This window comes from Pseudomonas sp. NPDC085632 (assembly GCF_044541255.1).
GTDB lineage: Bacteria > Pseudomonadota > Gammaproteobacteria > Pseudomonadales > Pseudomonadaceae > Aquipseudomonas.
The window spans coordinates 8,116-28,374 of the sequence record NZ_JBITSX010000024.1; the positions used below are offsets into that span (position 1 = coordinate 8,116).

General features: G+C 59.5%; 20 protein-coding genes and 1 pseudogene. 12 read left to right on the forward strand and 9 right to left on the reverse strand.

The genetic code is table 11. The features are described from left to right. Positions 1-271: 271 nt before the first annotated feature. Positions 272-2,911, forward strand: coding sequence for a bifunctional lysylphosphatidylglycerol flippase/synthetase MprF (mprF, locus tag ACIF4X_RS16460; protein WP_397482945.1), 2,640 nt, complete (start codon positions 272-274; stop codon positions 2,909-2,911). Next, complete coding sequence (locus ACIF4X_RS16465) at positions 2,911-4,206, forward strand: AcvB/VirJ family lysyl-phosphatidylglycerol hydrolase (RefSeq protein WP_397482946.1); 1,296 nt, start codon at positions 2,911-2,913, stop codon at positions 4,204-4,206. The genes mprF and ACIF4X_RS16465 overlap by 1 nt, the downstream gene beginning before the upstream one ends. Positions 4,207-4,418: 212 nt before the next feature. Here the strand turns inward: ACIF4X_RS16465 and ACIF4X_RS16470 are convergent, their stop codons facing one another. After that, positions 4,419-4,565, reverse strand: a complete 147-nt coding sequence (locus ACIF4X_RS16470) for a hypothetical protein (RefSeq protein WP_397482947.1) — start codon at positions 4,563-4,565, stop codon at positions 4,419-4,421. Positions 4,566-4,969: 404 nt separating this feature from the next. Between ACIF4X_RS16470 and ACIF4X_RS16475 the strand changes: the two genes are divergently transcribed. After that, the gene (locus ACIF4X_RS16475) at positions 4,970-5,281 is read left to right on the forward strand and encodes a DUF3077 domain-containing protein (protein WP_397482948.1); all 312 of its coding nucleotides are present in this window, start codon (positions 4,970-4,972) and stop codon (positions 5,279-5,281) included. Between the two features lie 162 nt (positions 5,282-5,443). Here ACIF4X_RS16475 and ACIF4X_RS16480 read toward each other — a convergent pair whose 3' ends face one another. Beyond that, the gene (locus ACIF4X_RS16480; RefSeq protein ID WP_397483008.1) at positions 5,444-7,285 is read right to left on the reverse strand and encodes a potassium transporter Kup; all 1,842 of its coding nucleotides are present in this window, start codon (positions 7,283-7,285) and stop codon (positions 5,444-5,446) included. A gap of 349 nt (positions 7,286-7,634) precedes the next feature. Between ACIF4X_RS16480 and rimO the strand changes: the two genes are divergently transcribed. From rimO to tsaA, 6 genes are all read left to right on the forward strand, one after another. Next, positions 7,635-8,972 carry a 30S ribosomal protein S12 methylthiotransferase RimO gene (gene rimO / locus ACIF4X_RS16485; protein ID WP_397482949.1) on the forward strand — a complete coding sequence of 446 codons (1,338 nt, stop codon included), beginning with the start codon at positions 7,635-7,637 and terminating at the stop codon, positions 8,970-8,972. Between the two features lie 315 nt (positions 8,973-9,287). Beyond that, positions 9,288-9,761: a GNAT family N-acetyltransferase gene (locus ACIF4X_RS16490; protein WP_397482950.1), complete on the forward strand. Its 474-nt coding sequence runs from the start codon at positions 9,288-9,290 to the stop codon at positions 9,759-9,761. Between the two features lie 189 nt (positions 9,762-9,950). Continuing rightward, positions 9,951-10,661 (forward strand): rRNA pseudouridine synthase, encoded by a 711-nt coding sequence (locus tag ACIF4X_RS16495; RefSeq protein ID WP_095119232.1) that lies wholly within the window; start codon positions 9,951-9,953, stop codon positions 10,659-10,661. A 72-nt stretch (positions 10,662-10,733) separates the two neighbouring features. Further along, positions 10,734-11,204, forward strand: coding sequence for a DUF1456 family protein (locus ACIF4X_RS16500; protein WP_371042717.1), 471 nt, complete (start codon positions 10,734-10,736; stop codon positions 11,202-11,204). A gap of 128 nt (positions 11,205-11,332) precedes the next feature. Then, positions 11,333-12,103, forward strand: coding sequence for an SDR family oxidoreductase (locus ACIF4X_RS16505; RefSeq protein ID WP_093436415.1), 771 nt, complete (start codon positions 11,333-11,335; stop codon positions 12,101-12,103). A 184-nt stretch (positions 12,104-12,287) separates the two neighbouring features. Further along, positions 12,288-12,986, forward strand: coding sequence for a tRNA (N6-threonylcarbamoyladenosine(37)-N6)-methyltransferase TrmO (gene tsaA / locus ACIF4X_RS16510; protein ID WP_397482951.1), 699 nt, complete (start codon positions 12,288-12,290; stop codon positions 12,984-12,986). Between the two features lie 164 nt (positions 12,987-13,150). On the opposite strand, the gene fpr is transcribed toward tsaA, so the two are convergent. After that, positions 13,151-13,930 (reverse strand): ferredoxin-NADP reductase, encoded by a 780-nt coding sequence (fpr, locus tag ACIF4X_RS16515; protein WP_007908723.1) that lies wholly within the window; start codon positions 13,928-13,930, stop codon positions 13,151-13,153. Between the two features lie 133 nt (positions 13,931-14,063). Here fpr and ACIF4X_RS16520 point away from each other — a divergent pair, with 133 nt between their 5' ends. Then, on the forward strand, positions 14,064-14,990 hold the full coding sequence (locus tag ACIF4X_RS16520) for a LysR family transcriptional regulator (protein WP_397482952.1): 927 nt from the start codon (positions 14,064-14,066) through the stop codon (positions 14,988-14,990). Here ACIF4X_RS16520 and ACIF4X_RS16525 read toward each other — a convergent pair. The 3 genes from ACIF4X_RS16525 to ACIF4X_RS16535 all read right to left on the reverse strand — a co-directional run bounded on the left by ACIF4X_RS16525 (position 14,987) and on the right by ACIF4X_RS16535 (position 17,044). Continuing rightward, the gene (locus ACIF4X_RS16525; RefSeq protein WP_039771303.1) at positions 14,987-15,349 is read right to left on the reverse strand and encodes a diacylglycerol kinase; all 363 of its coding nucleotides are present in this window, start codon (positions 15,347-15,349) and stop codon (positions 14,987-14,989) included. The genes ACIF4X_RS16520 and ACIF4X_RS16525 overlap by 4 nt on opposite strands. A gap of 74 nt (positions 15,350-15,423) precedes the next feature. Then, the gene (erdR, locus tag ACIF4X_RS16530; protein ID WP_397482953.1) at positions 15,424-16,074 is read right to left on the reverse strand and encodes a response regulator transcription factor ErdR; all 651 of its coding nucleotides are present in this window, start codon (positions 16,072-16,074) and stop codon (positions 15,424-15,426) included. A gap of 223 nt (positions 16,075-16,297) precedes the next feature. Continuing rightward, positions 16,298-17,044: a tRNA-uridine aminocarboxypropyltransferase gene (locus ACIF4X_RS16535; RefSeq protein ID WP_397482954.1), complete on the reverse strand. Its 747-nt coding sequence runs from the start codon at positions 17,042-17,044 to the stop codon at positions 16,298-16,300. A gap of 189 nt (positions 17,045-17,233) precedes the next feature. On the opposite strand from ACIF4X_RS16535, the gene ACIF4X_RS16540 reads away from it, so the two are divergent. Next, positions 17,234-17,659: a PA3611 family quorum-sensing-regulated virulence factor gene (locus ACIF4X_RS16540; protein ID WP_016985722.1), complete on the forward strand. Its 426-nt coding sequence runs from the start codon at positions 17,234-17,236 to the stop codon at positions 17,657-17,659. On the opposite strand, the gene ACIF4X_RS16545 is transcribed toward ACIF4X_RS16540, so the two are convergent. Continuing rightward, on the reverse strand, positions 17,660-17,854 hold the full coding sequence (locus ACIF4X_RS16545; RefSeq protein WP_003222272.1) for a hypothetical protein: 195 nt from the start codon (positions 17,852-17,854) through the stop codon (positions 17,660-17,662). A 336-nt stretch (positions 17,855-18,190) separates the two neighbouring features. Between ACIF4X_RS16545 and ACIF4X_RS16550 the strand changes: the two genes are divergently transcribed. Further along, positions 18,191-19,309, forward strand: a complete 1,119-nt coding sequence (locus ACIF4X_RS16550) for a TIGR00730 family Rossman fold protein (RefSeq protein WP_397482955.1) — start codon at positions 18,191-18,193, stop codon at positions 19,307-19,309. Between the two features lie 55 nt (positions 19,310-19,364). Here the strand turns inward: ACIF4X_RS16550 and recX are convergent, their stop codons facing one another. Next, on the reverse strand, positions 19,365-19,835 hold the full coding sequence (gene recX / locus ACIF4X_RS16555) for a recombination regulator RecX (RefSeq protein WP_007908744.1): 471 nt from the start codon (positions 19,833-19,835) through the stop codon (positions 19,365-19,367). A gap of 8 nt (positions 19,836-19,843) precedes the next feature. Then, positions 19,844-20,259: pseudogene (locus ACIF4X_RS16560) on the reverse strand (DNA recombination/repair protein RecA); the annotation flags it as partial.

A 20,259-nucleotide genomic window follows, 5' to 3' on the forward strand; every position in this document is an offset into this window, starting at 1 on the left:
AAAAGGCTACTCGAAAGAGTGGCCTTTTTTGTATCTGTTGAAAAAGTCCTTTCGCAACAATGATCTGTCACTGTGCAGTGAACCGCTTGGGATCTTCAGAAGTCCTGACTTGCGACTATGCTTGAGTCGCAGGCAAGACGTCTGCAATCCAGGAACTGCCCTCGCCGATACCCGGTGAGAGGCGTAGTATTTTGTGATTATTTTTTTCTACAGGGATTGGTAACTTGGCTGGATACCTCCATCCTGTCGCGCACAATCCAAGAGGTGATTGATGCGCGCCAACTCGTCTGATCCACAAGACACCGTCACAGCGGAACATCCGATCAAACCCGAGCGCCTGCGCTTGCTGGATCGGTTGAGCAAATACCGGCAACCCATCGGTCTGGCGGTCACGCTGCTGTTGTTTGCCATTGCGCTGATCGCCTGTCGCCATCTGCTCGCTGAACTCGACCTCGATGCGTTGCACGACTCGATTCTCGACGTGCCGAAACCCGCCCTGCTCGGCGCCTTCGGTGCGACCGTGGTCGGCTTCATTATTCTCCTGGGCTATGAATGGTCGGCCAGCCGTTATGCCGGCGTGACATTGCCGCCGCGCACGTTGGCGCTGGGCGGCTTCACCGCGTTTGCGATTGGCAATGCGATCGGTCTGTCGCTGCTGTCCGGCGGTTCGGTTCGCTACCGTTTATATGCGCGTTTAGGTCTGGGGGCGTCGGAAGTCGCGCACATGACCTTGTTCGCCAGTCTGTCGCTGGGCTGCGCCCTGCCGCCGCTGGCCGCACTGGCAACGCTGAGCGACCTACCTGCTGCCTCGCAGGCGCTGGGCTTGTCCGAAGGCCTGCTCGGCACCGTCGCCGCTGTCGTGCTGTTGCTTGGCACAGTACTGGCCATCGGCATCTACCGTCGGCGCCTGCCGGAACAACCGTTGCGCGACAACCTGCTGGTCAGGGTTGGTCGCCGCACGCTGCGCTTGCCGGGTCGACGCCTGACGTTCCTGCAACTGATCATTACCGCCCTCGACGTTGCGGCTGCCGCCACTGTTCTTTATCTGTTGCTGCCGGAAGCGCCGCCGTTTGGTGCGTTCCTGCTGGTGTACCTGCTGGCATTGGCTGCCGGCGTACTCAGCCACGTACCCGGCGGCGTCGGTGTGTTCGAAGCGATCCTGCTGGCCGCTTTCGCCGACAAGCTCGGTGCCGCACCACTGGCCGCAGCGTTGCTGCTGTATCGCCTGATCTATGTAGTGTTGCCATTACTGGTCGCCTGCGTATTCCTGCTGATCAATGAAGGTCAGCGCCTGTTTCAGACTCAGACCATGCGCGCGGCGTCCGGTCTGGCCGCGCCGATTCTGGCGGTGCTGGTGTTCTTGTCGGGCGTGGTGCTGCTGTTTTCCGGCGCCACTCCCGAGATCGACACACGTCTGGAGCACATCGGTTTTCTGATCCCGCATCGTCTGGTCGACGCTTCGCACTTCGGCGCCAGCCTGATCGGCGTGCTCTGCCTGATGCTCGCCCAGGGTTTGCGTCGTCGCCTGTCGGCGGCATGGATGCTCACCACCATTCTGTTGCTGGTCGGCGCCCTGCTCTCGCTGCTTAAAGGCTTCGACTGGGAAGAAGCAACGCTGATGACGCTCACCGCGGCATTGCTCGGTGTGTTCCGTCGCTCGTTCTATCGCCCGAGCCGCCTGACCGAACTGCCTTTTTCGCCGCTGTATCTGGTGGCCAGTCTCTGTGTGCTGGGTGCATCGACGTGGCTGCTGCTGTTCGCCTATCAGGACGTACCGTACAGCCATCAACTGTGGTGGCAGTTCACCCTCGACGCTGACGCGCCACGTGGCCTGCGTTCGCTGCTCGGCGCCGCCGTCCTGCTGCTGGTGATCGCGCTGACCTGGCTGCTGCGTACCGCGCGCCCGGTCATTCACCTGCCGACGCCTGACGAGCTCGATCGCGCGGCGAAAATTCTGATGGCGTCGTCGCAACCCGATGGCGGCCTCGCGCTGACCGGAGACAAGGCGTTGCTGTTTCACCAGAACGACGAAGCGTTCCTGATGTACGCACGCCGTGGCCGCAGCCTCGTGGCGCTGTACGACCCGATCGGCCCAGGCCAGCAACGCGCGGAAATGATCTGGCAGTTCCGTGACCTCTGTGACATTCACCACGCCCGCCCGGTGTTCTACCAGGTGCGCGCGGAGAACCTGCCCTACTACATGGACATCGGCCTGACCGCGATCAAATTGGGCGAAGAAGCCCGGGTCGACCTGCACCGCTTTGACCTGGAAGCCAAGGGCAAGGAGATGAAGGATCTGCGTTACACCTGGAACCGTGGCACCCGCGATGGCTTGTCGCTGGAGATCTTTGATCCGGGTCAGGCGCCGATGGACGAGCTGAAAGTGATTTCCGATGCCTGGTTGACCGGCAAGAACGTGCGTGAGAAAGGTTTCTCCCTCGGTCGTTTCAGCGACGAATACCTGAAGCATTTCCGCATCGCGGTGATTCGCTTCGAAGGGCGCCCGGTGGCATTCGCCAACCTGCTCGAGACTTACAGCCATGATCTGGCCAGTCTCGACCTGATGCGCGCGCACCCGGACGCCCCCAAGCTGACCATGGAATTCATGATGGTCGGCCTGATTCAACATTATAAGAGTCACGGATACGCGCGTTTCAGCCTGGGCATGGTGCCGTTGTCGGGGTTGCAACCCCGGCGTGGTGCACCGCTGACCCAGCGTCTGGGCTCGATGGTTTTCCGCCGTGGTGAGCAGCTGTACAACTTCCAAGGCTTGCGCCGCTTCAAAGACAAGTTCCAGCCTGACTGGGAACCCCGTTATATGGCCGTGCCCGCCGGACTCGATCCGCTGGTGGCGCTGGCCGACACTGCTGCCCTGATCGCGGGCGGCTTGACTGGATTGGTGAAACGCTGATGATTCAACGCTCCCTGAAGTACATCCTGGCCGCACTGATCGTGCTGGCCGTGATTGCCGGCGGCGGTTACTGGTACCTGAAACGCCCGGCACCGGAACCGACCGTCGAACAGCTGACCCCGGCCGATGGCGCCGCCATGACCCGCGTCATTCCTGGCACCAAGCCAAAGGCGCAGGTGCTGGTAGCCGTCAACGACGACCAGAAACTCAGTGAAAAACAACTGACCACCCTGAGCCGCAGCGCTTCGGCGCAGATCGTTCAAGTAATTCTGCCCAAGGACTGCCTGCTGCAAAGCCGCGCCCTGCAATCGGGCCTGCGTGAACTGAATGGCCCGGCCACGCTGGTCAGCGGCATCGGTCCAGGTGCTGTGCTGGCCTGGCGCTGGTTGTCGGAGCAGAAAGACGACAAGGCCCAAGCCATCTCCGTCGACCTCGCTCTGGAAAAAGGTGGCTGCACCCACCTTCTGCCAAAATCTGCCGCCCACGGCCATTGGCTGGTGGCGTGGAACGACAACCCTGATGACGCCAGCGCAGGTTTCGTGCGCGATCAACCGAACGCCGAAACCAGCATCAGCGACTACGACATCAACCTGCCGCAAGTGCTCAACAACGAACTGCGCAAGATCCTCGTCGGCGGCGACAAGGCCAACGGCGGTCTGGCGATCCCGGTGGTTGAAGTGCCGGCCGGCCAGGCGAAAGACACCGTGACCCTGTTCCTCTCCGGTGACGGCGGCTGGCGCGACCTCGACCGCGACGTGGCCGGTGAAATGGCCAAGATCGGCTATCCGGTGGTCGGCATCGACACCCTGCGCTACTACTGGCAGCACAAGAGCCCGGAGCAAAGCGCACTCGACCTGACCGAGCTGATGCAGCACTACCGGCAGAAATGGGGCACCAAGCGTTTCATCCTCACCGGTTACTCGTTCGGTGCTGACGTGTTGCCCGCGATCTACAACCGCCTGCCGGACACCGAGCAGCAACGCGTAGACGCCATTATCCTGCTGGCCTTCGCCCGCACCGGCAGCTTTGAAATCGAAGTTGAGGGCTGGTTGGGCAACGCCGGCAAAGAAGCCGCCACCGGTCCGGAAATGGCCAAGCTGCCAGCGGCCAAGGTTGTGTGCATCTACGGCGAAGAAGAAACCGATGAAAGCGGCTGCACGGACAAGACTGCAGTCGGCGAAGCCGTGAAACTGCCCGGTGGCCATCACTTCGACGAGAACTACCCGGCGCTGGCCAAGCGTTTGGTGGACTTGATCGAGAAGCGCCAGAGCAAGGACTCGGTCGCCGAAGAGTGATCTGAGCCGTGCCTATAAAAAGCCCCCGCAACTTCGCAGTTGCGGGGGCTTTTTACATTCCAGCAGCCACGAAAATCCCCTGTGGGAAATCCCCTGTGGGAGCGAGCCTGCTCGCGAAAGCGGTGGGTCAGTTTACAGATTCGTCGACTGACACTACGCCTTCGCGAGCAGGCTCGCTCCCACAGAGGAATTGCGCTGGATTCAAATAATCGTCAATCCTCACAGGCGTACTTTGCCCGCATATCGTCATGGCTGATCACTTGAGCCGGATCGAGGTTGATCAATCGTTCCATCGCTTCGGCTTCAATTCGAAGGTTCTCGAGATCATCATGCTTTTCTTGTTCCGATGATGCCGTCATACATGCCTCGCTCATTTGCACACGCCAGTTCGTGTCAGACGTTTAGTATCGTTTACTTCCAGTCTCGCAATATCAGATGACGCCCACAGACCTTGTAGGCAAACTCCGAAACTCGTGTTCGGGCGCTGTGCCGCTCTATTGCGCTGTTTTTCGACGGGATACTCTCCGGACGTCGCTGACCCATTCAGCGATCGGGCTTGGTAACCCGGTGGAATAAGGCGCAACAGCGCACCCGACACGACTCAGGCGAAATCCCGTCCGAGCCCCTGTGTTATGGCAGCTGTGTGTGGGACGCTTTCGAGCGTGCCGGTTTCCTTGGTTCCCCGGTTTACCAACCTGCGCACAGCTGCCACCCATTCGCTTGGTATCGGATGCGGCAGCTCTCGAAATCAAGGGACCTGACAATGAACAATCCATCTGATCTTAAAACCATCGGCTTCACCCCTTTCCTCTACAACTCGGATCAAGCGTTCTTCAACGTCCGCTCCGGCATCCCGATCATCGATGCCTTGTCCCAATCCTCCGACCTGCTGTCCCTCGCCAAATCCTTCGCCGAGGACGCTGCCTTCATCAGAGACACCGACCGCCATGCCTGGGCTGCGCATTACCTGACGGTGATGGGCAAGGCCTTGATTGATGATGTGATCCAAGCGCTGATCCCACGACCTGCGCGGACGAAGACCGAGTCTGAAGCAGAGATGCCTGAAAGCTTGTAGGGGTTTGAAGATCAAAAGATCGCAGCCTTCGGCAGCTCCTACAGGTTTCGCATTCCATGTAGGAGCTGCCGAAGGCTGCGATCTTTTGATCTGAAGTTGCCGCCCACAAAAAAGCCCCCGCCAGCCACTAGGCCAACGAGGGCTTTTCAGTTGAGGCGAGGCTTACATCTCCACCTGCGTCCCCAACTCAATCACCCGGTTCAGCGGCAGATTGAAGAACCGCAAATTGCCATTGGCATTCTTCAACATGAACGCAAACAGCGCTTCACGCCAACGCGCCATGCCCTCAAGCTTCGAGGCAATCACCGTTTCGCGGCTGAGGAAGTAGGTGGTGCGCATCGGGCTGAAATCCAGATCATCCAGATGACACAACTTCAGCGCCTGAGGCACGTCCGGCTCGTCGGTGAAACCAAAGTGCAGGATCACCCGGAAGAAGCCTTCGCCGTGGGCCTCGACTTCGAAACGTCGCGATGGCGGTACACGCGGGATGTCTTCGTAGACCACCGTCAGCAACACCACCTGTTCATGCAGCACCTGGTTGTGCAGCAGGTTGTGCAACAGCGCATGCGGCACGGCGTCGGAGCGCGCTGTCAGGAAAACGGCGGTGCCCTGCACCCGATGCGGCGGTTGCACACGGATGCTGCTGATGAAAATCGGCAGCGGCAGCGCGCCTTCGTCGAGGCGTTCGACCAGCAATTGCTTGCCGCGCTTCCACGTGGTCATCAGCACGAACAGCGCAATACCGGCGATCACCGGGAACGCACCGCCCTGAACGATCTTCGGCACGTTGGCGGCGAAATACAGACCGTCCACCAGCAGGAAGCCGATCAGCACCGGCACCGCAAGGATCGGCGGCCATTTCCACAGCAGCAGCATCACCGCCGACACCAGAATGGTGGTCATCAGCATGGTGCCAGTCACCGCCACGCCGTAGGCCGAAGCCAGTGCGCCGGAGGATTCGAAGCCAAGCACCAGCAGCACAACGCCAACCATCAGCGCCCAGTTCACCGCGCCGATGTAGATCTGGCCCTGCTCATCGCTGGAGGTGTGCTGGATGTACATGCGCGGGATGTATCCGAGCTGAATCGCCTGACGGGTCAGGGAGAACGCACCGGAAATCACCGCTTGCGAGGCGATCACCGTGGCCAACGTCGACAGGCCGACCAGCGGAATCAATGCCCAACTCGGTGCCAGCAGATAGAACGGGTTACGCGCCGCCTCGGGGTTTTCCAGCAGCAAGGCGCCCTGACCGAAGTAGTTAAGCACCAGCGCCGGCAATACCAGGATAAACCACGCGCGGGCAATCGGCTTGCGGCCGAAGTGGCCCATGTCGGCATACAGTGCTTCGGCACCGGTCAGCGCCAGCACCACGGCGCCGAGGATGGCCACGCCCATGCCTGGGTGCACAGTGAAGAAGCGCACCGCCCAAGCAGGATTCATCGCATGCAGCACTTCCGGGGTGTGGCTGATGCCATACACACCGAGGGCGCCGAGGACGAGGAACCAGGTGACCATGATCGGCCCGAACAGGATGCCGATTCGCGCGGTGCCATGGCTCTGAATCAGGAACAACCCGACCAGCACCACCAGCGACAACGGCACCACCCAATGGTCGATGCCATCGAATGCCAACCCCAGACCTTCAATCGCCGACAACACGGAAATCGCCGGGGTGATCATGCTGTCGCCATAAAACAGCGCCGCGCCGATCAGCCCGCACACCACCAGCAACGATCGCAGCTTCTTGCGATGCCCCGCCGCCCGCCGCGCCAGTGCGGTGAGCGCCATGATGCCGCCCTCGCCCTGGTTGTCGGCGCGCAGCACGAACATCATGTATTTGATCGACACGACCCAGATCAGCGACCAAAAGATCAACGACAGAATGCCCAGCACGCCGTCGTGGTTGACCGGTACGCCGTAACCGCCGGAAAACACTTCTTTAAGGGTGTACAACGGGCTCGTGCCGATGTCGCCGTAAACTACCCCGACCGCCGCGACCAGCATGCTCAGCGGCTTGGAGGCCGAACCCTCGGCGCCTGCCGCATGACTACTTGCCTGACCCATCCAACACTCCTGATTTTAGAACCGGCTTCTTTGAATGAAGCACTATGCTTTGTGGTGCAGCATGCGCTGTTTTACCTGTTGTTACAGACGTTTTGTTGACTGTAAAAAATTGGTAAAGCTCAACGGCGCGAAGCATAGCGCAGCACTCGTCGTATTTCCCGGCATAAAGCTGGTCAAGTGCGCTCCTCGCCGCTAGAATTGCGCACTTTTTGATCAGAGGCGCGCCCTAAGCGCCCGTCCGTCGGCTTTCGCATCAAGAAAGCGATGTCACAAAATACCGAGGTTAGACATGTCCACCACTCCTGCGCCGGCCAATCCAAAGGTTGGCTTTGTATCTCTGGGTTGCCCGAAAGCACTGGTCGACTCCGAGCGCATCCTGACCCAGCTGCGCATGGAAGGCTATGACGTGGTGTCCACCTATCAGGACGCCGACGTTGTGGTCGTCAACACCTGCGGTTTCATCGATTCGGCCAAGGCTGAGTCTTTGGAAGTGATCGGCGAAGCGATCAAGGAAAACGGCAAGGTGATCGTCACCGGCTGCATGGGCGTGGAAGAAGGCAACATCCGCAACGTCCACCCGAGCGTGCTGGCCGTGACCGGTCCGCAGCAGTACGAGCAAGTGGTCAACGCTGTGCACGAAGTGGTGCCGCCGCGTAAGGATCACAACCCGCTGATCGACCTGGTACCGCCGCAAGGTATCAAGCTGACCCCGCGCCACTATGCGTATCTGAAGATTTCCGAAGGCTGCAACCACAGCTGCAGCTTCTGCATCATCCCGTCGATGCGCGGCAAACTGGTCAGCCGTCCGGTGGGCGATGTGCTCGACGAAGCTCAGCGTCTGGTCAAATCCGGCGTTAAAGAGTTGCTGGTGATTTCGCAAGACACCAGCGCTTACGGCGTCGACGTGAAGTACCGAACCGGTTTCTGGAACGGCGCGCCGGTGAAAACCCGCATGACCGAACTCTGCGAAGCGCTGAGCACCCTCGGCGTCTGGGTCCGTCTGCACTACGTTTACCCGTACCCGCACGTTGATGAGCTGATCCCGTTGATGGCCGCCGGCAAGATCCTGCCGTACCTGGACATCCCGTTCCAGCACGCCAGCCCGAAAGTGTTGAAGTCGATGAAACGCCCGGCGTTCGAAGACAAGACCCTGGCGCGCATCAAGAACTGGCGTGAAATCTGCCCGGACCTGATCATCCGTTCGACCTTCATCGTCGGTTTCCCGGGCGAAACCGAAGAAGATTTCCAGTACCTGCTGAACTGGCTGACCGAAGCCCAGCTTGACCGCGTCGGCTGCTTCCAGTACTCGCCGGTTAAAGGCGCGCCCGCCAATGATCTGGATCTGGAGATCGTTCCGGACGACGTCAAGCAGGATCGTTGGGATCGTTTCATGGCGCACCAGCAAGCGATCAGCTCGGCACGCCTGCAAATGCGCATCGGCCGTGAAATCGAAGTGCTGGTGGACGAAGTCGACGAGCAAGGCGCGGTTGGCCGCTGCTTCTTCGACGCCCCGGAAATCGATGGCAACGTGTTTATTGATAACGGCAGCAATCTGAAGCCGGGCGACAAGGTCTGGTGCAAGGTGACTGACGCTGACGAATATGATCTGTGGGCTGAGCAGATCTAAGGTCAAAAGCCCCTCACCCCAGCCCTCTCCCAGAGGGAGAGGGAGCTGACCGTGTTGTTCTTTCGAGGTACATCGACCTGAGCTATCCGGTGGAACTCAGGTTTGAACAGCATGAAGATCTGCTCCCTTCCCCCTCGCCCCCTCTGGGGGAGAGGGTTGGGGTGAGGGAGAGAGATCTTGCTGGCGACAGAAGTATCCACCCAGACACCGCAACAATTACAAAAAGCCCCACTCTTTTTACAAGATGCGGGGCTTTTTTACGGCTATCGTTTACCGGGGACGGACTCCCTTGAAACAAACAAGAGGCCAACGGGCATGCGTCACCATTCGGTCATCCACACGCCGAAACTCAGCGATTATCAGGAACTGACCCGGGTCTGGGAGGCCTCGGTTCGCGCGACCCATGATTTTCTGCCGGACAGCTACATCGAGCTGCTGCGCAATCTGGTGCTCACCCGCTATCTCGATGCGGTGATGCTGATCTGCACCAAGAACGCCGACCAACGCATCACCGGGTTTGCCGGGGTTGCGGCGGGCAAGATTGAAATGTTGTTCATCGATCCTGACCATCGCGGTCAGGGTTTGGGCAAGAAACTGCTCAACTACGCGATGCAGCATTTGAACGCCGATGAACTCGACGTCAATGAGCAGAACCCGCAAGCGCTGGGGTTCTACTTCAAGCAGGGTTTTGAAGTGATCGGCCGCTCGGAGGTGGATGGCATGGGCCAGCCGTATCCGTTGCTGCACATGCGCTTGCGCCAGACCCAACAACGCTCAAGCAACGGCTGACACACCATAAGACCCCGTGGGAGCTGGCTTGCCAGCGATGCGGGCGCTGCGGTCCGCAAGAAATACCGAGGTGATGCCATCGCTGGCAAGCCAGCTCCCACAGGTAAAGCGAACAGCCTGTAAATGGAACCGGGCTTAACCGGCGCCACACAGGTACAATGCCCACCCCTTTTTTGTTACGGCCCTGTCATGACTGACCCGATTCGCCTCTCCAAACGCCTCATTGAACTGGTCGGTTGCTCCCGCCGGGAGGCCGAGCTGTTCATCGAGGGCGGCTGGGTCACCGTGGACGGCGAAGTGATTGACGAGCCGCAATTCAAGGTCGGCGAGCAGAAGGTCGAGCTCGACAAGGACGCCAAGGCCACTGCGCCGGAGCCGGTGACCATCCTGCTCAACGCGCCTGCCGGCATGGACGTTGAAACCGCCATGCAATCGCTGAGCGCCGAAACCCTCAGCGAAGAACACCGATTCAGCAAACGCCCTCTGCGCGGGCACTTCCTGCGCCTGACCGCCAGCGCTGACCTGCAAGCCAAGGCCAGCGGCCTGCTGGTGTTCACCCAGGACTGGAAAATCCTGCGCAAGCTCACCGCCGACGCCGCGAAGATCGAGCAGGAATATGTGGTCGAAGTCGAAGGTGACATGGTCGCCCACGGCCTCAACCGTCTGCAGCACGGCCTGACGCACAAGGGCAAGGAGCTGCCGCCGGTCAAGGCCAGCTGGCAGAACGAAAACCGCCTGCGCTTCGCCATGAAAAATCCGCAGCCCGGCATCATCGCCCAGTTCTGCGAGGCGGTCGGCCTGAAGGTCATCGGCATCCGCCGCATCCGCATCGGCGGCGTCTCGATCGGCAAGGTCCCGGTCGGCCAATGGCGCTACCTGTCCGGCAAAGAGAAGTTCTAAGACTTCCACTGCCGCCACACATTCCGGCAGCACGCCCGCGTGCTGCCCACAACGCTTATCAGGATGACTCACATGATTCATAACGACGTATTGCGCAGCGTGCGCTACATGCTCGACATCAGCGACAAAAAGGTTGTCGAGATCATCAAGCTCGGCGGCATGGAAGTCGCACTCGCTGACGTGCTGACCTGGCTCGACAAGAAAGAAGAAGACGAAGAAGGTTTCGTGCGCTGCCCGGACGAAGTCATCGCGCATTTCCTCGACGGCCTGGTGATCTTCAAGCGCGGTAAAGACGAAAGCCGTCCGCCGCAGCCGATCGAAGTGCCAGTGACCAACAACATCATCCTGAAAAAGCTGCGCGTGGCCTTCGAACTGAAGGAAGACGACATGCACGCGATCCTCAAGGCCGCCGAGTTCCCGGTGTCCAAGCCTGAGCTGAGCGCGCTGTTCCGCAAGGTCGGCCATACCAACTACCGTCCGTGCGGCGACCAGTTGCTGCGTAACTTCCTCAAGGGCCTGACCCTGCGCGTTCGCCCGGCCTGATCCCCCCTGCGGTGGCGACCGATGGTCGCCACCGCAGCGCATGACCGTTCATTCCCTCCGAAAATAGTGGCTCCGCTTTTCGCGGCTGACGACTAGGGTGTACTGATCCCTAATCCTCAGGACTCGCCATGCATCCGTATTTCTCCCTGCAAGGCCGCACCGCTCTGGTGACCGGCGGCACTCGTGGTATCGGCAAAATGATCGCCAAAGCCTTTGTCGAGGCTGGCGCACGCGTCTATGTCTGCTCGCGCGATGCCGAGGCCTGCCATCAAACGGCTGAAGAGCTCAGCGCCTTGGGCAAGTGCCACGGCGTGGCGGCGAATCTGGCGACGGAAGAAGGCGTGCAGGAACTGGCCGCGCGCCTGGGCGAGCAGATCACTCACCTGGATATTCTGGTGAACAACGCCGGCACCACGTGGGGCGCGCCGCTGGAAAGCTATCCAGTGAAGGGCTGGGAGAAGGTCATGCAGCTCAACGTGACGTCGGTATTCAGTTGCATCCAGCAGTTTCTGCCGCTGTTGCGCAAGGCCGGCTCGGCGGCGAATCCGGCGCGGATCATCAACATTGGTTCGGTGGCGGGGATTTCTTCGTTTGGTGAGCAGGCGTATGCCTACGGACCGAGCAAGGCCGCCTTGCATCAATTGTCGCGCATTCTCGCGCGGGAACTGGTGAGCCAGCACATCAACGTCAACGTGATCGCTCCGGGGCGCTTTCCGAGCAAGATGACCCAGCATATTGGCAATGATCAGCAGGCGTTGGCTGAGGATACGGCGCTGATCCCGATGAAGCGCTGGGGGCGTGAGGAAGAAATGGCGGCGTTGGCGATCAGTCTGGCGAGTACGGCAGGGGCTTATATGACCGGGAATATTATTCCGCTGGATGGTGGGTTCAGTCTCTGAGATCGGCGGTGCAGCTATCGCTGGCAAGCCAGCTCCCACAGGTTTTTGTGGTGTACTTGGATTATGTAGCCACTCGAGAACCCTGTGGGAGCTGGCTTGCCAGCGATGGCGTCAGCCCGGCCACCACCAGACTTGAAGCTCGCCGGGTTATCATGCCCACCCTGCCCCGCTTCGAATGCAAACCATGACTTACAGCGTCTCCCCCATCGGCTTCGTGCGCTCCTGCTTCAAGGAGAAATTCGCCATCCCCCGCCAGCCACAACTGGCCCCCGCCGCCCGTGGCGTGCTGGAACTGGTGGCGCCGTTCGATCAGGGTGACGCGGTACAAGGCCTGGAGCAGGTCAGTCACGTCTGGCTGCTGTTCCTGTTTCATCAAGCGCTGGAAGAAAAACCACGGTTGAAAGTCCGCCCACCACGCCTGGGCGGCAACAAGTCCATGGGCGTGTTCGCCACCCGCGCGACTCACCGTCCCAACGGCATCGGCCAATCTGTGGTGAAACTGGACAAAGTCGATGCCAATCGGCTGTTCATCTCCGGCATCGACTTGCTCGACGGCACGCCGGTTCTCGACATCAAACCCTACGTGCCTTACGCCGACATCATCCCCGAAGCCGCCAACAGCATTGCCAGCGCCGCGCCGCAGTTGATTGACGTGCAGTGGACGGACTCAGCGCTGAAACAAGCGCACACACACGCTCAGCGCCTTGGCGAACCCTTGGTTGAGCTGATTGAACAGTGTCTGGCTCAGGATCCGCGTCCGGCCTATCAAACCCCGGCGCCGGAACGCGAGTACGGCGCACAGTTCTGGGATCTGGATGTGCGCTGGCATTACCCGACGCCTGAGCAGATCCGCGTGCTCGAAGTCATTCCCGCCATGGTCTGAAACCGCGCCCAATGTAGGAGCTGCCGCAGGCTGCGATCTTTTGATTTTGCTCTTCAAAAGCAAGATCAAAAGATCGCAGCCTGCGGCAGCTCCTACAGGTGAATGTCGTGGGCATAAAAAAGCCCCAATGCCTGCAAAGGCAATGGGGGCTTTTTCAGTGGGGCTTACTTCTCGACGAACGCTCGCTCGATCAGGTAATCACCCGGCTCGCGCATCCGCGCCGAGATCTTCAGGCCGAAGCTGTCGAGCACTTCGCTGGTCTCGTCGAGCATGCTCGGGCTGCCGCAGATCATCGCGCGGTCGTCCTGCGGGTTGATCGGTGGCAGACCGATGTCGCTGAACAGCTTGCCGCTGCGCATCAGGTCGGTCAGACGGCCCTGATTTTCGAAAGGCTCGCGGGTCACGGTCGGGTAGTAGATCAGCTTGTCACGCAGCGCTTCGCCGAAGAACTCGTTCTGCGGCAGGTGCTCGGTGATGAATTCGCGGTAGGCGACTTCGTTGACGTAACGCACACCGTGAACCAGGATCACTTTTTCGAAGCGCTCGTAGGTTTCCGGGTCCTGAATCACGCTCATGAACGGCGCCAGGCCAGTACCGGTGCTCAGCAGGTACAAGTGCTTGCCCGGGTTCAGGTCGTCGAGAACCAGGGTACCGGTAGGCTTCTTCGAGATGATGATCTCGTCGCCTTCCTTCAAGTGCTGCAGCTGCGAGGTCAGCGGGCCGTCCTGCACCTTGATGCTGAAGAACTCCAGATGCTCTTCCCAGTTCGGACTGGCGATCGAGTAAGCGCGCATAAGCGGGCGGCCGTTGGGCTGTTGCAGGCCGATCATCACGAACTGACCGTTCTCGAAGCGCAGGCCCGGATCGCGGGTGCACTTGAAGCTGAACAGAGTGTCGTTCCAGTGATGAACACTGAGGACACGCTCGTGGTTCATGTTGCTCATGTACGTTTGACTCCTGGAGATTGGGTCTGCGCTGGCTTTTGAAGGCGACGGTGCGCAATTGCATCGCATTCTAATAGCGACGACAATATCTGTTAACTGGATTATTAAGATAAGGGTTATCGGTTATATCGATATGCGATTTACTCTCCGTCAACTGCAAGTCTTCGTCGCCGTCGCCCAGCAGGAAAGCGTATCCCGTGCTGCGGGTCTGCTCAACCTCTCGCAGTCGGCCGCCAGCACCTCGATCACCGAACTCGAGCGCCAATCCAGCTGCCAACTGTTCGACCGCGCCGGCAAACGGCTGAGTCTCAACGCCCTCGGCAAACAGCTGTTGCCGCAGGCGGTGGCCGTGCTCGATCAGGCCAAGGAAATCGAAGACCTGCTCAACGGCAAATCCGGTTTCGGCTCACTGTCGGTCGGCGCCACGCTGACGATCGGCAATTATCTGGCGACGCTGCTGATCGGCAGTTTCATGCAGCGTCACCCGGAAAGTCAGGTGAAGCTGCACGTGCAGAACACTGCCAATATCGTGCAGCAAGTCGCCCATTACGAAATTGATCTGGGTCTAATCGAAGGCGATTGCAGTCACCCGGACATCGAAGTGCAGAGCTGGGTCGAGGATGAACTGGTGGTGTTCTGTGCGCCGCAGCATCCGCTGGCGCAACGCGGCAGCGCGACCATGGAAGAATTGACTCACGAAGCGTGGATTCTGCGCGAACAGGGTTCCGGCACGCGGCTGACCTTCGATCAGGCCATGCGGCACCATCGCAGCGCGCTGAATATCCGTCTGGAGCTGGAACACACCGAGGCGATCAAACGCGCGGTGGAATCAGGGCTGGGGATTGGCTGCATCTCGCGACTGGCGCTGCGCGATGCGTTCCGGCGCGGCAGTCTGGTGCCGGTGGAAACGCCGGATCTGGATCTGGCGCGACAGTTCTACTTCATCTGGCACAAGCAGAAGTATCAGACTTCCGCCATGCGCGAGTTTCTCGACCTGTGCCGCGCTTTCACCGCCGGGGTGCAGCGCAGCGACGAGATCGTCTTGCCGACAATCGCTTAGAGCAGAATCACTGCCCACACCAGTGCGATCATGCTCAGTGCGACAAATTGCGCGGCGCTGCCCATGTCCTTGGCGTTCTTCGACAGCGGGTGCAGTTCCAGCGAGATACGGTCGATGGCCGCTTCCACCGCCGAATTCAGCAACTCGACGATCAGCGCCAACAGGCACACCGCGATCAACAGCGCTTGTTCCACACGGCTGACATCAAGAAAGAACGTCAGCGGAATCAGCACCACATTGAGCAGTACCAATTGGCGAAATGCCGCTTCACCGGTGAAAGCTGCACGCAGGCCGTCCAGCGAATAACCGGAGGCATTGAGGATACGTTTCAGGCCGGTCTGGCCCTTGAAAGGTGACATAAAGTAGAAACCAACCAAAAAGGAGTGGGAAAGCTAGATCAACAAAAGTCAAAAAAGCGTGAAGACGCCAGCCTTTATTGGCTCGGAATTGACTCAAGTTGTTGCAGCAGTAAAGCCGCTTGCGTGCGGGTGCGCACATTCAGCTTGCGAAAGATCGCCGTGACGTGGGCTTTGATGGTCGCCTCGGACACACTCAGCTCGTAGGCAATCTGCTTGTTCAGCAGGCCTTCGCAGACCATGGTCAACACGCGAAACTGCTGCGGGGTCAGGCTGGCGAGGCCGTCGCTGGCGGCTTTGGCTTCATCGGAAACAGCAACCGCTTCGAACGCCTGCGGCGGCCAGAACACATCGCCATCGAGCACTTTGCGCACGGCTTGCTGAATCACGCTGAGGTCGCTGGACTTGGGAATAAAACCACTGGCGCCGAACTCACGGGATTTGACCATCACCGAGGCTTCTTCCTGAGCCGAAACCATCACCACCGGAATCTGCGGATATTGGCCGCGCAGCATGACCAATCCGGAAAACCCGAAAGCGCCGGGCATGTTCAGGTCCAGCAGGACCAGATCCCAGTCAGCCTTTTCGGTCAGGCGAGATTCCAGCTCGGCGATGCTCGCCACTTCTACCAAACGCACATCCGGGCCAAGGCCCAGCGTCACCGCTTGATGCAGAGCACTACGAAACAGAGGGTGATCATCGGCAATCAGGATGTCGTATGTGGCCATTTTTCAAATGATCCTGTTTTTCATGGCAGACCCGGCGCATTCCGGTCTGGCCAAAGCAACTCAAGATGCCGCTTGAAAGCGGTATCCACAGGGGCACGTTCAACGCCAATCAACAGCAAACACGGCGTTTCAAACCTTGGCCGCACCCTAATCGGCGCCAAGCATGCCCAGCGAAGACGGGGTGGTCAAGCAGCACGGCCGCTGGCTTGTACAGTATGGGCCACTATCGGGCCAACTCCGGCTGCGGCTTTCGTATATAGGGCAACAACTCGGCGTGGGCCGGCGTCGATTCATTCATGTCCAGTTGCTGCTTGGCGCCGAGGTAATGCTGGCTGAACACATCGAAATAGGCGTCCAGCGCAGAGGCGGCGTCACTGTCACCGGCCAGTTCCAGACACAGTGCCGCGACTTCGGCAGTGCACAAGTGCTCACTGCGGGTCGAGCGGCGCAAGCGGTACCGCGAGAGTTTATCGGGCAGCAGGCTGAGGATCGGCAAACGGTCGAAATAAGGGCTCTTGCGGAAAATCTTCCGCGCTTCGGTCCAAGTCGCATCCAGCAGAATGAACAACGGGCGCTTGCTGCTATCGATCGCGACGGTGTTGGTCACTCTCGACGGCTCGACGTATTCGCCGGGAAACACCAAGTACGGCTGCCATTGCGGGTCGTTGAGCAGTGCGAGCATCTGCGGATCGGGCTCGGTACGTGACCAGATAAACGCATGGTTATCGCGCACCACGTCGGCAATCAGCCAACCGGTGTTGCTCGGTTTGAACACTTCCTTGCCGGTCATGATCAGGCACACGCCCGAACGGGTGTCGACACTCGGCCGCCAGGCGCACAGGCAATGGCTGATGATCACCCGACAATCGCGGCAGCGCTCGGAGCGAAAGCCACGGGCCTGAATCGGCTTGATGCCCTCATCTTCGCGTTGATCACGCAGACGGGCAACGGCGTTGGGGGCATGCTTCATCGCGGGCAACGCCGGCAGACAGGGAAACTCGACACGAACAACACTCGGCAGGGCAATAAAGGCCGGCAGTTTACCAGAGCAACGGGCACAAGCCTGTACCCTCCCGACCGGCTCCCCTATAATTCGCCGCCACTGAACGCACAGTCACGTGGCTGGTCGAACCACCAGTCACTGAACCAGGAGAGTTTCATGCTGCGCCTTATCGTTCCCACCGCTGCCATTCTGCTGGCGTCGTCCTTCACCGCTCAGGCTGCCTCCCTGAGTGAGCAGAATCTGAACCGCGAGCTGCGCAATGTCGCCGCCCAGAGCAGCGTCGGCACGCCACGCGCCATCAGCGAAGACATTCTTGATCAGGGCTTCACCGTTGAAGGCACTCAGTTGATCAACCACCTGAGCGTACAAAAGAGCCACGCCGACAAGATGCGCGCTGACCCTAAAGCCGTGTATTTCCAGTTGGGCGCGTCAGTGTGCAACAACCCGTCGTTTCGCAAGCTGATGGCCAAGGGCGCGATCATGCGTTACGACTTCACTGAAGTGAAAACCAACAAAGCGATCGGCTCCGCCAGTTACCAGGAATCGGATTGCCCGAAAGCGGCCCCGGCGAAGAAAAAGTAACTATCGCGAATTGGCGCGCCGCTGTTCATCCTCGGCGCGCAGTTCAGCCACCAGCGCCTGTAAATAGCGCGAACGACGTTCGCCGCCTGCCAGTCGGCGGCAGCACTCCTCTTCGAGACTGACTTGATTGGTCTCGGCTGAAGCTTTCAGCATTCGATACAGCTGCGTATCGATCTCCAGAATCACTCTGGCCATGTCCCGCCTCCTTGCCACCCGCAAATCCTTGAATAGCGTGCACCTTCACGCAAAGTTGTCGTACGGCGCCTGTCAGTTAGTTAATCAGAGGCTTTACTGTTCGGCGCACGTTCGGACGAGCGGTGAAAGAACTGGCTGAAAATCAATAATCGGTTGCCAGCCAAAACGTTGCGGCGCAATGATCAATCCAGCGCAAATGCGCGCAAGGGTCTAGATTCAGAGTATTCCCGATCACTTTTCAACGGCAGACAAGGAACTGCCGGTCGTGTGTTTTTTGCAGCGCGGCACTGACGCCGCTCGTCAGGGCCAACCGCTCTGTGCAGAAGGAGACGTTGAATGCCTTACCAACCGAATGACCTCTTGAGCCGTCATTTTCAGGAAAGCGGTCCCGACCTCATCAGCCAGGTCGAAGCACAACTCAACCGCGTTTCCCCCAATAGCCCGAATATCCCCATCTACCGCGACATGATCCTGACCGTGCTGCGCATGGCCCAGGAAGACCACAACCGCTGGAATGCCAAGATCACCCTGCAAGCCCTGCGCGAACTGGAGCAGGCATTTCGGGTGCTGGAGCAGTTCAAGGACCGTCGTAAAGTCACCGTATTCGGCTCGGCGCGCACGCCGGTCGAACATCCTCTGTATGCCATGGCCCGTGAACTCGGCGCGGCTCTGACGCGTTCGGACATGATGGTTATCACCGGCGCCGGGGGCGGCATCATGGCCGCCGCGCACGAAGGTGCCGGGCGTGATCACAGCCTCGGGTTCAACATTACCCTGCCCTTCGAACAGCATGCCAACCCGACCGTCGACGGCACCGGCAATCTGCTGCCGTTCCACTTCTTTTTCACGCGCAAACTGTTCTTCGTCAAGGAGGCTGACGCACTGGTTTTATGCCCCGGCGGGTTCGGCACGCTGGATGAAGCGCTGGAAGTGCTCACGCTGATCCAGACCGGTAAAAGTCCCTTGGTGCCGGTGGTGTTGCTGGATGCGCCGGGCGGTACTTTCTGGCAAGGCGCGATGGATTTCATCCGCCAGCAATTGGAGGACAACCGTTACATCCTGCCAACTGACATGAAATTGATGCGCCTGGTTTACAGCGTCGAAGAGGCGGTAGAACAGATCAATCAGTTCTACAGTAACTTTCACTCCAGCCGCTGGCTCAAGCGCCAGTTCGTCATCCGCATGCACCACAAGCTCAGCGATCAGTCGCTGGCGCATATGCAGGAAGCGTTCGCCGATCTGTGCCTGAGCGACCAGTTTCATCAACACGCCTACAACGGCGAGGAACACGATGAAGCGCAGTTCAGCCATCTGGCGCGGCTGGCCTTCGCCTTCAATGCCCGCACTCACGGGCGCCTGAGGGAGTTGATCGATTACATCAACCTGCCGGAAAACTGGGCTGACTCCAGACCGCGAACAGTGGAACTCACGCGCGAACCTTCAAAGGTAATTTGAAGGCAAAAAAAAACGGCCCGCTATTTTCATAGCGGGCCGTTTTTGTTGAATCGTTTTAATCGTCCATGCCGCGACCGCTGAACAAGCGGTTGATCATCTCCATCGAAAAGCCTCGATACGCCAGGAAACGGCCTTGCTTGGCCCGCTCTTTCGCATCAATCGGCAAATGCCCGGAGAACTTGCGTTGCCACGTTTCCTGCAGTTGCTCCTGCCAACTGATACCGCTTTCGCGCAGGGCGAGTTCGATATCCGCGCGTTGCAAACCGCGTTGGCTCAGCTCCTCGCGAATCCGCAAAGGGCCATAGCCGGAACGGGCACGGTAGGAAACAAAGCTTTCAAGGTAACGGGCTTCGGAAAGCAGCCCTTCTTCCGTTAAACGGTCGAGGGCTGTTTCGATCATCTCCGCCTCAGCGCCGCGCTGACGCAGTTTGCGCGTCAGCTCGACTCGACCGTGCTCGCGGCGTGCGAGCAGGTCCATGGCAGTTCGCCGCACCGCGACGAGGGTATCGAGTACGGCGGTGGTCATCGCTGCAATCAGATATCAGCGTCGGCGAGGTCGTCTGCAGTCTCTTTGACTGCAGAGGCCTTGGAGTCGATCACTGTAGGCGTCAGCAGTTTGTCACGCAGTTGCTTCTCGAGCTTCGCGGCGATTTCCGGGTTGTCTGCCAGGAACTTGGCCGAGTTGGCCTTGCCCTGACCGATCTTGGTGCCTTCATAGGCGTACCAGGCGCCGGACTTCTCGACGAAACCGTGCAGCACGCCTAGGTCGATCATCTCGCCGTTGAGGTAGATGCCCTTGCCGTAAAGAATTTGGAACTCGGCCTGACGGAACGGCGAAGCGACCTTGTTCTTCACAACCTTGACGCGGGTTTCGCTACCGACCACTTCGTCGCCTTCCTTCACCGCGCCGGTACGGCGGATGTCGAGACGAACCGAAGCGAAGAACTTCA

Bases quoted from the DNA above. Each gene is read 5' to 3' on its own strand.
- ACIF4X_RS16470 (WP_397482947.1), bottom strand. From the start codon at position 4,565: ATGACGGCATCATCGGAACAAGAAAAGCATGATGATCTCGAGAACCTT.
- ACIF4X_RS16540 (WP_016985722.1), top strand. From the start codon at position 17,234: ATGCTGCGCCTTATCGTTCCCACCGCTGCCATTCTGCTGGCGTCGTCC.
- tsaA (WP_397482951.1), top strand. From the start codon at position 12,288: ATGACTTACAGCGTCTCCCCCATCGGCTTCGTGCGCTCCTGCTTCAAG.
- ACIF4X_RS16535 (WP_397482954.1), bottom strand. From the start codon at position 17,044: ATGAAGCATGCCCCCAACGCCGTTGCCCGTCTGCGTGATCAACGCGAA.
- ACIF4X_RS16495 (WP_095119232.1), top strand. From the start codon at position 9,951: ATGACTGACCCGATTCGCCTCTCCAAACGCCTCATTGAACTGGTCGGT.
- mprF (WP_397482945.1), top strand. From the start codon at position 272: ATGCGCGCCAACTCGTCTGATCCACAAGACACCGTCACAGCGGAACAT.
- ACIF4X_RS16520 (WP_397482952.1), top strand. From the start codon at position 14,064: ATGCGATTTACTCTCCGTCAACTGCAAGTCTTCGTCGCCGTCGCCCAG.
- ACIF4X_RS16465 (WP_397482946.1), top strand. From the start codon at position 2,911: ATGATTCAACGCTCCCTGAAGTACATCCTGGCCGCACTGATCGTGCTG.
- fpr (WP_007908723.1), bottom strand. From the start codon at position 13,930: ATGAGCAACATGAACCACGAGCGTGTCCTCAGTGTTCATCACTGGAAC.
- erdR (WP_397482953.1), bottom strand. From the start codon at position 16,074: ATGGCCACATACGACATCCTGATTGCCGATGATCACCCTCTGTTTCGT.
- ACIF4X_RS16475 (WP_397482948.1), top strand. From the start codon at position 4,970: ATGAACAATCCATCTGATCTTAAAACCATCGGCTTCACCCCTTTCCTC.
- ACIF4X_RS16525 (WP_039771303.1), bottom strand. From the start codon at position 15,349: ATGTCACCTTTCAAGGGCCAGACCGGCCTGAAACGTATCCTCAATGCC.
- ACIF4X_RS16545 (WP_003222272.1), bottom strand. From the start codon at position 17,854: ATGGCCAGAGTGATTCTGGAGATCGATACGCAGCTGTATCGAATGCTG.
- ACIF4X_RS16490 (WP_397482950.1), top strand. From the start codon at position 9,288: ATGCGTCACCATTCGGTCATCCACACGCCGAAACTCAGCGATTATCAG.
- ACIF4X_RS16480 (WP_397483008.1), bottom strand. From the start codon at position 7,285: ATGCTGGTCGCGGCGGTCGGGGTAGTTTACGGCGACATCGGCACGAGC.
- recX (WP_007908744.1), bottom strand. From the start codon at position 19,835: ATGACCACCGCCGTACTCGATACCCTCGTCGCGGTGCGGCGAACTGCC.
- ACIF4X_RS16505 (WP_093436415.1), top strand. From the start codon at position 11,333: ATGCATCCGTATTTCTCCCTGCAAGGCCGCACCGCTCTGGTGACCGGC.
- ACIF4X_RS16550 (WP_397482955.1), top strand. From the start codon at position 18,191: ATGCCTTACCAACCGAATGACCTCTTGAGCCGTCATTTTCAGGAAAGC.
- ACIF4X_RS16500 (WP_371042717.1), top strand. From the start codon at position 10,734: ATGATTCATAACGACGTATTGCGCAGCGTGCGCTACATGCTCGACATC.
- rimO (WP_397482949.1), top strand. From the start codon at position 7,635: ATGTCCACCACTCCTGCGCCGGCCAATCCAAAGGTTGGCTTTGTATCT.